Source organism: Cobetia sp. 1CM21F (genome assembly GCF_023161745.1).
Classification (GTDB): Bacteria; Pseudomonadota; Gammaproteobacteria; order Pseudomonadales; family Halomonadaceae; genus Cobetia; species Cobetia amphilecti.
The window spans coordinates 131,482-145,603 of sequence record NZ_JALNTQ010000004.1 but is presented as its reverse complement, the minus strand read 5'-3'; the positions used below and the strand labels follow the sequence as shown (position 1 = coordinate 145,603).

Sequence of the window (14,122 nt, the reverse complement as noted above, 5' to 3'; positions counted from 1 at the left end):
CTTGATACGGCGATATCTGCCACATCCAGCGAGGCAGCAGATAGAAATCGGGGGCGGCGACGAGAGGAAAACCAGACAAGGCCGCCGAAGGGGCTGAAGGATAGCAGAGATGATCACTTGTCACCCCAAAAGCCGTGCTTGCCAAGCAACGAGGCCCACGCAAATGCGCAGGCCTCGCGGTCATTCACCGTCATGTCGCCATGACAGCTGATGGGGCTCAGCTTTCCATCGGCGTCAGCGTGATCTCGACGCGACGGTTCTGGGCGCGCCCGGAGGCGGTATCGTTGGATGCCACCGGGCTGGCTTCACCATAACCGCGCATGTTCAGACGGTTGAAGGCGATGCCACCACTGGCCAGATAGTTGCCGACAGCCTGGGCACGCAGCTCGGACAGGTTCTGGTTGTAGTTGCTGGCACCGGTGGAATCGGTATAGCCCGCGATGTTGACGCGAGTCTCGTCGTATTCCTTGAGCACGGTGATGACACCATCCATGACCGGCTGAATCTGGCCGGACAGGGTGCTGGAGTCGGAGCCGAAGGTGACGTTGGACGGCATGTTGAGGATGATCTGGTCGCCGACACGGGTCACGCTGACACCGGTGCCCTGCAGCTGATCACGCAGCTTGGCTTCCTGAACATCCATGTAATAGCCGATACCACCGCCCGCGGCGGCACCCGCAGCGGCGCCGATCAGCGCCTTGTCGAGACGATGGTTACCACTCTTGGTCGCCCCGGCGATTGCGCCGACGACCGCACCGATGCCGGCACCCTTCGCCGCACTGGAGGTCTGCTGCTCATTGGTATACGGGTTGGTCGTGGAACAACCCGCCATCGCGACGGCGGCTGCCAACGGCAGGGCCAGGAGTACAGACTTCTTCATGGTAACGCTCCCTATCTACACACTCATTAAAGGCAAGACGACAATTGCGCAAATAATCGTCATGCCTCCGATAATGCCTGATCAATCAGGTGTCGAACATGGCCAGCAGGTCATTGAGGAACAATAAGCCCTGCGGCGTGGCGCGCAACAGCACGTCATCCTCAACGATGAGCCCGCGCGAGCGCGCCTGGCTCAGGCCCGGCTCCAATGCCTCGCGATCCAGCCCGGTCGTGCGACGCAGATCCTCGAAGCTGACACCCCCGGTCAAGCGCAGTGCATTCATCATGAACTCCAGCGCCAGCTCATCGCGGTCAATTTCCTGCTGACCCGCCACGAACCCGCGAGGGTCCTGCATCCTGCGCAAGTACGCTTCAGGCTGACGACTTTTCCAACGGCGTTGGAGTTGCAACTCGCCGTTCAAGTTCCCTGCCGAGTCAGTCTTCAACAACGTCAACTTGCCATGCGCGCCCGCTCCGATGCCCAGGTAATCACCGAATTTCCAGTAATTGAGGTTATGACGCGCGCTGCGCCCTTCAAGGGCATAGGCGGAAATCTCGTAACGACGGAAACCGGCAGCCTCCAGCTCGGCGTGACCGTGATCCTGGATATCCCACAGCAGGTCATCTTCCGGCAGTACCGGCGGGCGCGAATAGAACTCGGTATTCGGCTCCAGCGTCAATTGATACCAGGACAGATGGGTCGGCTTGAGTGCCAGCGCACGCCGGATATCATCCAGCGCCGTCTCCAATGTCTGGCCCGGCAGGCCATGCATCAGATCGATATTGAAATTGTCGAAGCCCGCCGCCCGTGCGCTGGCCACCGCGCGCCCGGCTTCTTCAGCGGAGTGGATGCGCCCCAGCACCTCAAGCTGCTCCGGCTGGAAGGTCTGCACGCCCAATGACAAGCGATTGATGCCGGCGGCACGATAGGCGGCAAAGCGGCCCTGCTCCAGCGTGCCGGGGTTGGCCTCCAGCGTGACCTCGCAATCGGCAGAGAACGTCATGCGCGCCCGCAGGCCATCGAACAGTCGCTGGTAAGCCGCCCCGCTCAGCAGACTCGGCGTGCCGCCGCCGATGAAGATGCTGTGCAACTCACGCTCGGGCTGGCCCTGCAGCAACTGCAGGTCCTGATCGAGATCGGCCAGCAGCGCCGTGATGTACTCCTCTTCAGGCAAGCCGGCATCACGCCCGACCCCGTGGGAGTTGAAATCACAGTAGGGGCACTTGCGCACGCACCATGGCACGTGAATATAGAGCGACAGAGGCGGCAGGTTCGCGGCGGACATCACGCCTGACCGCTCTGCGCGGCAAGCGCCTCGAGCAACTGCTGCATCGCACGCCCCCGGTGGCTGAGACGGTTCTTGGTCTCGGCATCCAGGGCCGCGGCGGTCATGCCATGTTCCGGCAGCCAGAAAAGCGGGTCATAGCCGAAGCCACCCTCGCCTTGTGGCGCGTCAAGGACACGCCCCTCCCAACTGGCCTGAACGATGATCGGCACCGGGTCTGCCGCATGGCGCAGATAGACGAGCACGCACCAGTAGCGCGCCGTACGCGCTTGCTCAGGCACGCCCTCAAGCGCTGACAACAGGGCGGCGTTGTTGTCACCATCACCGCTACCTTGCTGACACCGCGCGGCAAAGCGTGCGGAATAGATGCCCGGCTCCCCGCCCAGCGCATCGACTTCGATCCCGGAATCATCTGCCAGCGCCGGCAGGCCGGTGACCTGTGCGGCGTGGCGCGCCTTGATCAACGCATTCTCGACGAAGGTCAGCCCTGTCTCTTCGGCGTCACTCACTCCCAGCTGCCCTTGAGGCATCGGTTCGATCCCCAGCGGTGCGAGCAGGTGGGAAAATTCACGTAGCTTGCCGGCATTGCCACTGGCCAGTACGAGAGAAGAAGCGGACATGTGAATCTCCGGGATAGGAACAACGAGAATGCGGCCGCGTGTGAGTCACACGGGCAAGGCGCTTGCAGCACCCCATTCTAGCGCGTGAGTCCGGTGCGTACACGCGAGGGGTCTGCGCCAGGCACGACTGAGATCCATGATGTCATGGGCCGATGTCACTCATGTGCTCAACTTGATGACTGACAGGCCGATACAGGCTATCTGCCTCAGCGCGGGCTAATGCCTGTGCAGGATTTGTCTGTGCCTCGCGGCTCAAGCAAGTAAACATCAACCGAAAAAATCCCGTAACGCGATGTTTTGTATAGCCTTTAAGTGGGAAATAAAAGAAATGTGCGTTATGCCATCTAACACTATGCGCAGCGCCAGCCCTCAGGTGTCACTCGACTAGACTTCAAGACAACCATCGAATCACCGTGGATTCATGTCTCCGCCTCAGCCTGCTGATGATGAGCCCCCCAAAACGCTTGCGACAGGAGCGCCCCATGACTGCTACCAGAGTCCTGTTCGTGACAAGCCCTTCACCGCAGACCGAACTGTTCGTCGAGTACCTGCAAGAGACACTGAAATGTGTCGTCGAGGCCTGCCACCATGAAGCCCCACTGCCGTCATCTCCCTGCCTGGTGCTGATCGACAGCACCCAGTGCAGTCTGGCCCAGATGATGCGATGGAGCCATATCGACAAGATCGCTGCCTTCAATGTCGAACATGAAGACGATGCCATCTCACTACTTCTGAATATTCCTTTCAGCGGGATCTTCTATCGCCAGGACAGCCTTGAACAAATCAGCAAGGGTATCGGCAAGATACTCGAGAATGAAAACTGGCTGACTCGCAATATCATGCAGACGTTGATTCGTCATTATCGTCAACAACAACAGATTGCCTTCCAGCCTGTCATGGGACTGACACAACGGGAACTGGAAATATTGTCACTCATTGCGTCACAGCAAAGTAATGCAGATATCGCGCATAGATTGATGTTGAGCCAGCACACCGTGAAGTCTCATTTATATAACATCTTTCGCAAGATCAGAGTCCACAACCGCCATCAGGCGATCCAGTGGGCCCACGAGCACCTCAACCTTTACATCCCCAAGCGCACGACGGAGCCGGAATCCTGAGGCTCAGGTGACGCTGGACGAGCATCTCTTCCAGCAGATGGATCTGTGAGGCCACCACAGCGACAGAGCATGTCTCACGTCGGCTACGCGTAGTAAGCGCTTCACTTTTCAAGAGTGAAATGACTCATGCGCAGTACTGCGTCGCATTCCTGACACCCCTCGAATGCGGGGATACAAAAAGACAAGACCGGTTACATAATGACATTGAAGAGAAGCCTTCCAGCATTAGATCTGTGGTACCTTTGAACCAGTGGAAAGCTTGGTAAAAAAAGCGCAAAGGTCTGGTTTTCATTGCACTCTCGAGAAGGGTCATCATGACCAGCGCTAATTTCATCAGGTTTACGTACTGTTTTTCCTATTCTTTTTCTGGGTCAAATCAGGACTGGAGGGGAAGGATAAACTGGTTATTTTAGCAAGCACTGATTAGAGGTTGCCTTATCCCCACTATCGCGCAATCCTATAAAGGTGCTCAGCGCGTAATGCCCGACGTGAATGAGTGCAGTGCTACACGACTCACCCAACCACACTTCAGATATGGCTCCGCCAAGAAAATCGGTACGACAACTCAGAGGTCTCGCACCATGATTACAGGGAACGCAATGGTGCTGCTGGTGACTGACTGCAATCCGCAGTCAGCGCTTTTCATGGATTACATTCGCCAGCAGCTTGAGTGTCAGGTGGCTTCCGCAAGCCCCGACGAGGATTACACACCCGGGCAGGCAGAAAGAACGATAGTGCTGCTGGACACCGACCACGTCGATGAAGGCACGATGCAACGCTGGGATGCAGATGCCAGCCAGGATGCCAGCGCAGAGCTGGCCGCTATCAACATCAGTGATGAAGAGGAAGCTGCCAGCCTGCTGGTCAGCACCCATCTTCAAGGCGTGTTCTACCGACAGGACAGCCTCTCACTGATCAGCAAGGGCATCGCGAAACTGCTGGAAGGCGACATGTGGATGTCCCGACCGCTGATGACCCGCCTGCTGGATTTCTATCGCCGTCAGCAGCTCAACGCCTATCGCCCGGTCTGTGGTCTGACCCAGCGTGAGGTGGAAATCATCGGCTTGCTGGGCACGGGTGCCTCGAATACCGAGATTGCTGACCAGCTGTTCGTCAGTGAACACACGGTCAAGTCACATCTCTACAACATCTTCCGCAAGATCAAGGTGCATAACCGCATTCAGGCCATGAACTGGGCACGTCAGAACCTGGCAATGCCTGTCTCGCGCACCCCACGCATCGCTCGCAGAGCACAGATGTCGTGAACGGTCGGGGCATGACAAGCCGCCAGGTGGTCGCCTGGGGACTGACATGCTTCAGTCTGTCGCCCGCCTTCGCGCAATCCGCGCCGGAGGCGGTGCGACCCGAGGTATCCGTTGCCAGTGAAGAGCAGCAGGCTCGCCGTCAGGGGGAAGATGGGGTCGCCATCCAGCGCACTCGTCCCACGCTCTCCGACGGTCTCAGCGGCGTGATGATCGATCGCACCATGACCATGATCGGCAAGACCTTCTTCCGCCAGTTCAGCCAGCAACGCCTCGATAGCCCAGCCATCCGCAACACATCCCTCAGCATCCATGAACGCCCCTCTGCACGCTGGGGCAGCCTCATCTGGATCACCGAAGGCAACAACGTTCTGTACGAAGCGACGCTCCCTCCGCGCCTGAATGACGTGGATATGTACGCCAGCGCCGCGGTATCAAGCGTCTCCGACCAGTTCCTGCGTCGCAAGGTCATGGAAGCCCTGCGCAACGACCCGGACATGGCCGGTGACGAATTCTAATGTATTGAAGGCCGACATAATAAATGGGCTCCAGACACGGAGACCCTGACAATACGCAAGGGAACAGGGGAACATCATGAAGCATCAGACACTCGCGGTGTCGTTGCTGTTATCGGCGATGCCGCTATATGCCGGTGAACTCATCTATCAGCCCATCAACCCGAGTTTCGGTGGCAACCCTCTCAATGGCAGCTACCTGCTTGGCAAGGCCCAGGCCCAGGACACCCACGAGGATCCTGATGCCTACTCCTTCGATAGTCTTTCCGAAACAGAACTTTTCATCAGCGACCTGCGCAATAGCCTGGTATCCGATGCCATCACCGATGCTGTCGATTCCACAGAGCCCGGCCGTTCCAGCGTGATCGACAGCGCTCAGCTGCGTGTCGAAGTCATCAGTAACGGCAATGGCGGTTTCTCCATGCAGGTGCTTGACCGCGCCACAGGTGAAACCACCGTCATCAACCTCGGCACATCAGGCAATACATTCTGATCCGCTACTGATGAAGGGTTCGCTCAATGAAGACACTCACCTCCATGCTGGCCGTTGCCAGCCTGGCGCTTGCTGGCTGTGCGCCGATGGTCGCCAATACCCAGGGTCTTGAAGGGGTGCCCAGCACCTTGATGCCAAGAACCGCCACCTATCAGGATCTGATCAGTCTGCCGCCTCCCGCCGGACGTATTCCGGTCGCCATCTATGACTTCCGTGACCAGACGGGCCAGTACCGGCCTGCCCCTGCCAGTACCTTCTCTACGGCGGTCACCCAGGGCGGCGCCGCCATGCTGAGTGCCGCATTGTCGGACTCCGGCTGGTTCATCCCCCTCGAGCGCGTGGGACTGCAGAACCTGCTGACAGAGCGCAAGATCATCCGCGCCAACATGGAACGCACAGGCCAGAATGATCTTGCCGCGCTGCAAGCCGCCAACCTGCTGTTCGAGGGTGGCATCATTGCCTTCGACTCCAATGTCAGAACAGGCGGGGCGGGTGCGGAATACTTCGGTATCGGTGCCTCTGGTCAGTATCAGGTGGACCAGGTGACGGTCAATCTGCGCGCTGTCGATATCACCACGGGGCAGGTCATCGCCAACGTCAATACCAGCAAGACGATCTACTCACGCGAGCTGAGGGCGGGCGTCTATCGCTTCATCGATTTCAGTCGCTTGCTGGAGATGGAGGCGGGGTATACCAGCAATGAACCCGTACAGATGGCAGTCATGTCCGCCATCGAATCTGCCGTGATTCACTTGATTGCGCAAGGCGTCGAACGCCAGCTCTGGGTTCTCCAGGACCCGGACAGCCTTCAGACATCAGAGCTGATGGATTACCTGCAAGCCCCGACCCCGATGTTGTAGAGCCAGGCCACATTCAAGCCCCCGTAGAGAGCATCGTGGTATTCGCGGTGTTTATCTCTTCCTTAAAAGGCAATCACCTCACAAGAGGTGGCTGCCTTTTTTCGTGTCTGCGCAAAACATAAGAAATAAATAAAACAACAAAGCATGAAATATCATGCGCCTAATACCGTCAACAGTAATACCTCCCTGAACGGTGCTGAAAATCTGGCCACCCTTTGTCATTACTCACCGCTATTGTCCAAGACATTATGAGTAGCAATCTCTAGCCCTCATAAACCCGAAAAGGACTGATGGTGATGGCCTCGATAAAGACCAATAGTTAGTGCACTTAGACGGTCACCTGGATGGACTCACGCCATGGCTTCGGCAAAGCATCAACAAAGAAGAATGCTACAGGCCTGCCTTTTCTTTTCATCACTGACACTCAGCTTGTGGGTGTTGGCCAATGACCTGGCGACCACCTCCGAATTGGGGAGCAGCCACTCAGTAGCGGTCATCGAGCAATCTGGCGCTTATAACTCGGCGATGATCGTTCAGCAGGGCAATGGCAACGCCTCATTGATTGACCAGAGCGGTGTCCTGAATGAAGCAGGGGTCGATCAATATGGCAATGGAAACACGGCATATACGCTGCAAGAAGGCACCCTGCATGAAGCCAGCATCCTTCAGCATGGCCAATATCATGATGCGTTGATCATTCAGCAAGGCGTTGGGCAAAGCGCCAGCATTCAGCAGACAGGCATCGGGGGAAGCGCCACGCTTCTACAACAGGCCAGTAGTCAGGTACCGGCAAGTATCACTCAATATTCACGGGGCCATATGCGTGTCCAGGTCATACAACAGTGATCTTTGCCACGATGGCTCGCATGACATCGCTCCATGACGATGATGCTTGTGAAGGTGGTGGCTGAATATTCGCTTTCGTCGAATCGCCAATACGAATTTTGCCTGGCCAGGAGAGGTTCTCACTTACATGTAGTCAAGAGTCCTGCATGACGAAAACAACCTTCTGGCAAGGCCATAAAAGAGCAGTAGCAGTACAACATGATGTCGCGGATCACGAAAACCAGACCGCCATCATGTCAGGGGATGCATGACCAGAAGCAAGTCAATAATAAAAACACAACTCAAAAAATGATCTACACAAGGGAACAAACCATGAAAATTCAAATGAGCTTGCTGGCTATCGCGATTGCTTTTTCCTCTCAAGCGATGGCAGACAACAACACCGCAGATGTCGATCAAACTGGCTTCATGAACATGGCCAATGTTGACCAGACATCACGTAATGGCGGGTCTCTCGATAGCAACCACAACAGTGATATCGATCAGACAGGTGCTTTCAACAAGGCCAAGACCTATCAGAACGGTGTCAATCATGTTATCCGCATCAATCAGGTCGGTGGTGGTAACCGCGCAAAAACCACCCAATATAGCAGCACAAATACTGGCATCGTGGATCAAAAGGGTGTCCGTAACACTGTCGATATGAACCAGAAAAGTTACAAGCATACCGCGCGTATCACGCAGCAAGGCCTTGCAAACAAATCTTCCTCTTGGCAGGGCGCCAGTGGCTCGCCGGCTGGGCGTGAAAACTTGCTAGTCGTGTCACAAGAGGGCGTGTTCAACAAATCCAGCGCTACCCAGCAGGGCAGCCATGCCATCGCACGTGTCACTCAGACAGGCTACCAGCATGATTCTGATGTCCTGCAGGTAGGAGAATATAACCGCGCTCGTGTCACCCAGGATGGGCGCTTCCATAACTCGACCGTGACACAGACAGGCACTATGGGTATTGCCGTCGTCGACCAGGCCGGTTCGCGCAGTGACTCTACCGTTACTCAAGCAGGTGATTTACAGGTCGCACGTGTGACTCAGGAGGGTAGCTCACACGACTCTCTGATCAATCAGAGCGGGATGCAAAACACCGCACTAGTGACACAGTCCGATATGCTGCAGTACTCCGATATCAGTCAGAGCGGAGAAAACAACCTGGCCATTAATGTTCAGAGTGGCTACAAAAATGCGGCCATCGTTGTTCAAACTGGCAGCAACAGCGATTCTCTGATCACCCAGAGCGGCGCCTATGATCATGCCCACGTCATTCAGTCAGGCAGTGGCCATCGTTCAGAAATTCTCCAACAGGGTGGAGGTTTCCTGAGCTTCGCGACCAATAGTGCCCACGTGACACAGTCAGGTGCGATGAATACCTCCAGCGTGACCCAGACTGGCGGTGGCAACGTAGCCAACGTGATGCAGTACTGATCACGCCCCAGCCAGGATGTCTTACAGAACCCCGCGCAAGCGGGGTTTTTCGTTTTTCCACCCGGTGGATCCATATCATGAAAAAGGCCGCTGACAGGGTTGTCAGCGGCCTTCCAGTACCAGCTGCGAAACGTCTATCGCAGCGGCAAGTTACTTCTTTGGTGGTGTCACGGAATTCTCCGGGAAGGACTTGCGATAACTCTCAAGGCTTTCATCCACCATCTGGCGGCCCTTGCTGACCTGCTTGTTACCGCTGGCGATCCGCGCCTTGCCCTTCTTGATCTGACCATTGCCCTTGTCGATCAGCGCCTGGCCCTTGGCGATATTGGATTCACCATCATTGACCAGATTCTCACCACTGACGATCTGCTTCTCACCCGCGGCCACCAGAGACTTGCCGCTCTCCCAATTATCGGCCAGCTGATCACGCACCTTGGCGACGGCCTTGGCTTCCTCAGCCTGACCGCGCATGAGATCAGCGGTTGTCGGCTGGCTGGAGCAGCCCGCGAGCAGTGCCAGACTGATGGCAGCGGCGGCGGTATTTACCCATTGTTGGCGCATGATATTTCCTTTCCAGATGCATAGCTTCCCAACCAAAGCCAAGGCTCACTCGGGAGCGCACTATGCAATACAAAAAAGGGCATGGCGGTCATTCCGCCATGCCCCATGACAACGATCGCTCGTCTCAGTGCAGCCTGAGCTGCTCACGAATCAGGCGAGCCAAGGTGACATTGGCGTTGGGCGCTGTCGTGTCGATATGGACCAGCTGACCATGCTCTTCTGGCGCAAATGGCTCGCGATTGGCCAATTGCTTGTCGAGCACTTCCAGACCCGCTTCGGAAGCCTCGCCACTGCGCTGACTACGCTTGATGATGCGCTTGCGCAGCGTCTCGTCATCGGCCTCGAAGCTGATCATCAGTACCGGCAGGCCACGGGCTTCTGCCTCATGACGCAGGCGATCACGCTGCACCTTCTTCAGGCAGGTGGCATCGATGCAGACGGGGATACCCGATTCCAGCAGCGTGGCTGACAGATTCGAGAGTCGCTCGTAGGTCGCATGGGTGGCCTGGGGGGTATAGATGCCGCCATTGAGCCCGGACTCGGTATCGGCATCCGCCGCAAAGCCATACAGGCGCTTGCGCTCCACATCGCTGCGAATGCGTACACCACCCAGCTCGCGCACCATCTCTTCGGTGAAGCGACTCTTGCCGCTGCCGGAGACACCCACACCGATGATCATGTAAGGGAAGCGGATCTCGCTATAGCGCTCCGCCAGCCCGATATAGCGCTCGTACTCAGCCAGCACATCGGCGCGATCCGCTTCACACAGGTCCGGCTGGTGATAGCGAATCATCGCCACCTTGGCACGGATCAGTGCGCGATAGATCTTGTAGTACGGCAGCAGACGCACCAGCGAGTAATCGCCGGAGAGCTCGAGATAACGGTTGAGCGCATGATGGGCAAAGGCCTGCTCATCACGCGCTTCGAGATCCATCACCAGGAAGGCCAGATCACAACCGACATCATTCCAGCGCAACTCTTCATTGAACTCGATGCCGTCAAACAACAGGGCACGACCTTCATGGCGCACGGCGTTACCCAAGTGGATATCGCCGTGAGTCTCACGCACGAAGCCTTCCTGCCAGCGACGCTCGAACTCGGGATTGAGGCGCTGGAAGGTCTCTTCGGTCCACTGCTTGAGCAGCGCGAGTCGCTTGATGGCCTCGGCATCATCACCGAGGCGCGGACGAATCAGCTCGAACTCGTTGTCGATGGTACGACTGACCATCTGCGGGCTACCCAGCTCGCTATCGCCCTGGATGCGCTCGGCCTGCTCGTGGAAGGCCACCAGCTGGTCGACCAGATCATCCAGCAATTCCAGCGACAGCTCGCCACTGGCCTGCAGGGCGCTGAACAGATGGCGATTGGAGAACTGGCGCATCTTGACCGCGTACTCGAAGACATTACTGTCGTCTCCGATGCGCGGAGCCTCTGGCGTGCCCGAGATCGCCACGGTATCCAGGTACAGCGTCGGTGCCAGACGGCGGTTGAGGCGCACTTCCTGTTCACACAGGAGCTTGCGGCGCTCAAGGGTCGAGAAATCCAGGAAGCTGCCGAAATCCAGCGGCTTCTTGATCTTGTAGGCGTAGTCGCCGGTCAGCACGATCCACGAGATATGCGTCTCGTGCACTTCGATATCCTTCACGGGGTGATCGAAGCAATCGGCTGTGTGAAGGGCTCGAATCAAGGCCTGGCTCAAGGTCGTCTCCGCTAAGGCAAGCTGGCTATAAGGTCATTAGCGCAATCGCTATCGTTGGCGACAAGTGTACCGGATGGCAGCCCGCCCGGCAGCCTGCCGAGCGGGTTCCTGTCTGCGTTGGCCAACCCGCGGACTCAGGTACTGTTTTGCGTCACCCTCAGTTCGATGCGGACATCTGCGCAAAGACCCGCTCAGCCGCATCCAGCGTGGCCTGGATATCAGCATCGGTGTGTGCCGCGGACATGAAGCCGGCTTCATAGGCGGACGGCGCCAGATAGACGCCTTCGGCGAGCATCGCGTTGAAGAAGGTCACGAAATCCTGCTGACGACAGCGCGTGGCGGAGGCGAAATTGCTGACCTCTGCGTCATCGGTGAAGAAGACACCGAACATGCCACCGGCATGCTGGGTAATCAGACGGATGCCTGCCGCCTTGGCACGGCTTTCCAGACCTTCACACAGCATCTCGACCTTGCGTGAAAGCTCGGCGTGGAAGCCGGGCGCCTTGAGCTTGCGCAGCAGCGCGACGCCAGCGGCCATCGCCAGCGGATTGCCTGCCAGCGTCCCGGCCTGGTAGACCGGCCCCAGCGGCGAGAGGTGGTGCATGATCTCGCGCTTGCCGCCGAAGGCACCTACCGGCATGCCGCCGCCGACGATCTTGCCCAGGCAGGTCAGGTCCGGCGTGATGCCGTAATGCGCCTGAGCGCCGCCCAGGGCGACGCGGAAGCCCGTCATAACCTCATCGAGGATCAGCACGCTGCCGTGGGCATCGCACACTTCACGCAGGCTTTCGAGGAAGCCCGGAACCGGCGGGATGCAGTTCATGTTGCCGGCGACCGGCTCGACGATGATGCAGGCGATCTCGTCACCCAGCTCGGCGAAGCAACGGCGCACGCCCTCGGCGTCGTTGTAGTCCAGCGTGATGGTGTGCTCGGCCAGCGAGGCCGGCACGCCCGGGGAGCTGGGCTCGCCATGGGTCAGCGCGCCGGAGCCGGCCTTGACCAGCAGCGAGTCGGAGTGACCGTGATAGTTGCCCTCGAACTTGACGATCTTGTCGCGACCGGTGAAACCCCGCGCCAGGCGGATCGCCGACATGGTGGCTTCGGTGCCGGAGTTGGTCATGCGCACCATGTCGAGGCTCGGCAGCATCTCGCAGATCAGCTCGGCCATCTCGGATTCGATCTCGGTGGGCGCACCGAAGGACAGGCCGCTCTCGAGACGCTCGCGCACGGCGCTGAGCACATCTTCATCGGCGTGACCGGTGATCATCGGGCCCCAGGAACCGACGTAATCGATATAGCGCGTGTTCTCCACATCGAACAGATACGCGCCCTTGGCATGGTCGATGAACACCGGCGGACGATGCAGTCCCTTGAAGGCGCGGACCGGCGAGTTGACGCCACCGGGAATATGACGGCTGGCGCGTTCGAACTGGGCAGCGGACGTGGTCATGACATACCTCTTGATAAGCGGCGAGCGGCCATCGGCCGCGAAAATGGAGAAAAAGGGATCAGACACTAAGACGCTGTGGATAACGTGAATGCAGCTTGTCCACAGGCGATGAAATGGCCCGATAGCCTCGGGGCGGCAAGGGGGGTGTGGATAACCCGAATGCCGTCGATGGCGACAGCTTAACGCGACTCACGGGTGAGTTGCAGCCGCGTGAGCGCAAGGGGTGCCGGCATCGAAAGGGGCAATAGCGCTATCGCCAGGGCAGAAACTGGGCGTCAGGCAGCGCACCTTTCCGCCCACGCTGCTGGCCATCGACGAGACTCTGCCAGGTGGCCTGTTGGGCAGCCTGCCATGCCGATGGCAATGTCATGCCGCGTGCCAGACGCACCGCCAGGTGCGAGGCCAGCGTGCAGCCGCTGCCATGGAAGCTGCCCGTCAGTCGCGGGCAGTCCAGTGCGAGCGTGGCGTGGTCACGGCGATACAGACGATGGATCACCGACGGCTCAGTCAGCGAATCAGCGCCGTGTCCCAGCGGGTCAGCATCGCGCTCGACAGGATCAGTACCGGTGACCAGCACGGCCCCGGCGCCTGCCGCCAGCAGATGCTCGGCGAGTTGGCCGTCGCCCGTCCCCGTGGGGCAGGCCGCCAACCGCGCAAGCTCCGCGCGGTTGGGCGTGAGCACATCCACATGCGGCAGCAAGCTCTCACGCGCCTGATGGATCAGCGACTCGGTGGAAAGCTCCAGCCCACCGCCCGCCTTGAGCACCGGATCCCACACCACGGGTAACCCCGGCCAGCGCTGCCGGAGTTCCTCGATCAGCGTCACGCACGTCGTGAGCGCCGCTTCGCTGGCGAGCAGACCGATCTTGAGCGCGCCCGGGCGGAAGTCCTCACACAGGGTGCGAGCCATGGCGAGCATCGACTCGCCCGATTGCGGGATCACCGCCTGCACATTGCAGGAGTTCTGCACCGTCAGTGCCGTCGGCACCGTCAGCGCCCAGCCGCCACCGGCGCGGATCGCCTCGCTGTCGGCGACCAGACCCGCGCCGCCACTGGGATCATGCCCCGCCAATACCAGCACGTAGGGCAGTTGCGCTGAGCACTCGGTCAT

At 58.6% G+C, this 14,122-nt stretch carries 14 protein-coding genes; 7 read left to right on the top strand and 7 right to left on the bottom strand.

Annotation, left to right across the window (positions count from 1 at the left end):
• Window positions 1–217: 217 nt before the first annotated feature.
• From MSG32_RS13855 to rdgB, 3 genes are all read right to left on the bottom strand, one after another.
• Entirely contained in the window at window positions 218–880 is a 663-nt protein-coding gene (locus MSG32_RS13855) for an OmpA family protein (protein WP_043331663.1), read from the bottom strand.
• Between the two features lie 85 nt (window positions 881–965).
• The gene (hemW, locus tag MSG32_RS13850) at window positions 966–2,165 is read right to left on the bottom strand and encodes a radical SAM family heme chaperone HemW (protein ID WP_043331665.1); all 1,200 of its coding nucleotides are present in this window, start codon (window positions 2,163–2,165) and stop codon (window positions 966–968) included.
• Window positions 2,165–2,785, bottom strand: a complete 621-nt coding sequence (rdgB, locus tag MSG32_RS13845; RefSeq protein ID WP_248380278.1) for an RdgB/HAM1 family non-canonical purine NTP pyrophosphatase — start codon at window positions 2,783–2,785, stop codon at window positions 2,165–2,167. The genes hemW and rdgB overlap by 1 nt, the downstream gene beginning before the upstream one ends.
• Window positions 2,786–3,267: 482 nt before the next feature.
• Between rdgB and MSG32_RS13840 the strand changes: the two genes are divergently transcribed.
• The 7 genes from MSG32_RS13840 to MSG32_RS13810 all read left to right on the top strand — a co-directional run bounded on the left by MSG32_RS13840 (window position 3,268) and on the right by MSG32_RS13810 (window position 9,301).
• Window positions 3,268–3,906 carry a LuxR C-terminal-related transcriptional regulator gene (locus tag MSG32_RS13840; RefSeq protein WP_052384307.1) on the top strand — a complete coding sequence of 213 codons (639 nt, stop codon included), beginning with the start codon at window positions 3,268–3,270 and terminating at the stop codon, window positions 3,904–3,906.
• Window positions 3,907–4,487: 581 nt separating this feature from the next.
• On the top strand, window positions 4,488–5,171 hold the full coding sequence (locus tag MSG32_RS13835; protein ID WP_043331668.1) for a LuxR C-terminal-related transcriptional regulator: 684 nt from the start codon (window positions 4,488–4,490) through the stop codon (window positions 5,169–5,171).
• A gap of 11 nt (window positions 5,172–5,182) precedes the next feature.
• Entirely contained in the window at window positions 5,183–5,686 is a 504-nt protein-coding gene (locus MSG32_RS13830; protein WP_043331669.1) for a CsgE family curli-type amyloid fiber assembly protein, read from the top strand.
• Window positions 5,687–5,762: 76 nt separating this feature from the next.
• Window positions 5,763–6,176 carry a curli assembly protein CsgF gene (locus MSG32_RS13825; protein WP_054556371.1) on the top strand — a complete coding sequence of 138 codons (414 nt, stop codon included), beginning with the start codon at window positions 5,763–5,765 and terminating at the stop codon, window positions 6,174–6,176.
• 26 nt (window positions 6,177–6,202) lie between these two features.
• Entirely contained in the window at window positions 6,203–7,036 is an 834-nt protein-coding gene (locus MSG32_RS13820) for a CsgG/HfaB family protein (protein ID WP_054556370.1), read from the top strand.
• A gap of 357 nt (window positions 7,037–7,393) precedes the next feature.
• The gene (locus MSG32_RS13815; protein ID WP_248380276.1) at window positions 7,394–7,882 is read left to right on the top strand and encodes a hypothetical protein; all 489 of its coding nucleotides are present in this window, start codon (window positions 7,394–7,396) and stop codon (window positions 7,880–7,882) included.
• A gap of 312 nt (window positions 7,883–8,194) precedes the next feature.
• The gene (locus tag MSG32_RS13810; protein WP_248380274.1) at window positions 8,195–9,301 is read left to right on the top strand and encodes a hypothetical protein; all 1,107 of its coding nucleotides are present in this window, start codon (window positions 8,195–8,197) and stop codon (window positions 9,299–9,301) included.
• A gap of 150 nt (window positions 9,302–9,451) precedes the next feature.
• Here the strand turns inward: MSG32_RS13810 and MSG32_RS13805 are convergent, their stop codons facing one another.
• The 4 genes from MSG32_RS13805 to MSG32_RS13790 all read right to left on the bottom strand — a co-directional run bounded on the left by MSG32_RS13805 (window position 9,452) and on the right by MSG32_RS13790 (window position 14,122).
• Window positions 9,452–9,862, bottom strand: a complete 411-nt coding sequence (locus MSG32_RS13805; RefSeq protein ID WP_043331675.1) for a hypothetical protein — start codon at window positions 9,860–9,862, stop codon at window positions 9,452–9,454.
• A gap of 124 nt (window positions 9,863–9,986) precedes the next feature.
• Window positions 9,987–11,507, bottom strand: a complete 1,521-nt coding sequence (locus MSG32_RS13800) for a bifunctional aminoglycoside phosphotransferase/ATP-binding protein (RefSeq protein ID WP_248380272.1) — start codon at window positions 11,505–11,507, stop codon at window positions 9,987–9,989.
• Between the two features lie 211 nt (window positions 11,508–11,718).
• The gene (hemL, locus tag MSG32_RS13795) at window positions 11,719–13,011 is read right to left on the bottom strand and encodes a glutamate-1-semialdehyde 2,1-aminomutase (RefSeq protein WP_043331681.1); all 1,293 of its coding nucleotides are present in this window, start codon (window positions 13,009–13,011) and stop codon (window positions 11,719–11,721) included.
• A 250-nt stretch (window positions 13,012–13,261) separates the two neighbouring features.
• On the bottom strand, window positions 13,262–14,122 hold the full coding sequence (locus MSG32_RS13790) for a hydroxymethylpyrimidine/phosphomethylpyrimidine kinase (RefSeq protein ID WP_248380270.1): 861 nt from the start codon (window positions 14,120–14,122) through the stop codon (window positions 13,262–13,264).

What these genes read in the sequence shown, in the direction of transcription:
- MSG32_RS13855 (WP_043331663.1), bottom strand. Translation starts at nt 880, where the DNA reads ATGAAGAAGTCTGTACTCCTGGCCCTGCCGTTGGCAGCCGCCGTCGCG.
- hemW (WP_043331665.1), bottom strand. Translation starts at nt 2,165, where the DNA reads ATGTCCGCCGCGAACCTGCCGCCTCTGTCGCTCTATATTCACGTGCCA.
- rdgB (WP_248380278.1), bottom strand. Translation starts at nt 2,785, where the DNA reads ATGTCCGCTTCTTCTCTCGTACTGGCCAGTGGCAATGCCGGCAAGCTA.
- MSG32_RS13840 (WP_052384307.1), top strand. Translation starts at nt 3,268, where the DNA reads ATGACTGCTACCAGAGTCCTGTTCGTGACAAGCCCTTCACCGCAGACC.
- MSG32_RS13835 (WP_043331668.1), top strand. Translation starts at nt 4,488, where the DNA reads ATGATTACAGGGAACGCAATGGTGCTGCTGGTGACTGACTGCAATCCG.
- MSG32_RS13830 (WP_043331669.1), top strand. Translation starts at nt 5,183, where the DNA reads ATGACAAGCCGCCAGGTGGTCGCCTGGGGACTGACATGCTTCAGTCTG.
- MSG32_RS13825 (WP_054556371.1), top strand. Translation starts at nt 5,763, where the DNA reads ATGAAGCATCAGACACTCGCGGTGTCGTTGCTGTTATCGGCGATGCCG.
- MSG32_RS13820 (WP_054556370.1), top strand. Translation starts at nt 6,203, where the DNA reads ATGAAGACACTCACCTCCATGCTGGCCGTTGCCAGCCTGGCGCTTGCT.
- MSG32_RS13815 (WP_248380276.1), top strand. Translation starts at nt 7,394, where the DNA reads ATGGCTTCGGCAAAGCATCAACAAAGAAGAATGCTACAGGCCTGCCTT.
- MSG32_RS13810 (WP_248380274.1), top strand. Translation starts at nt 8,195, where the DNA reads ATGAAAATTCAAATGAGCTTGCTGGCTATCGCGATTGCTTTTTCCTCT.
- MSG32_RS13805 (WP_043331675.1), bottom strand. Translation starts at nt 9,862, where the DNA reads ATGCGCCAACAATGGGTAAATACCGCCGCCGCTGCCATCAGTCTGGCA.
- hemL (WP_043331681.1), bottom strand. Translation starts at nt 13,011, where the DNA reads ATGACCACGTCCGCTGCCCAGTTCGAACGCGCCAGCCGTCATATTCCC.
- MSG32_RS13790 (WP_248380270.1), bottom strand. Translation starts at nt 14,122, where the DNA reads ATGACCGAGTGCTCAGCGCAACTGCCCTACGTGCTGGTATTGGCGGGG.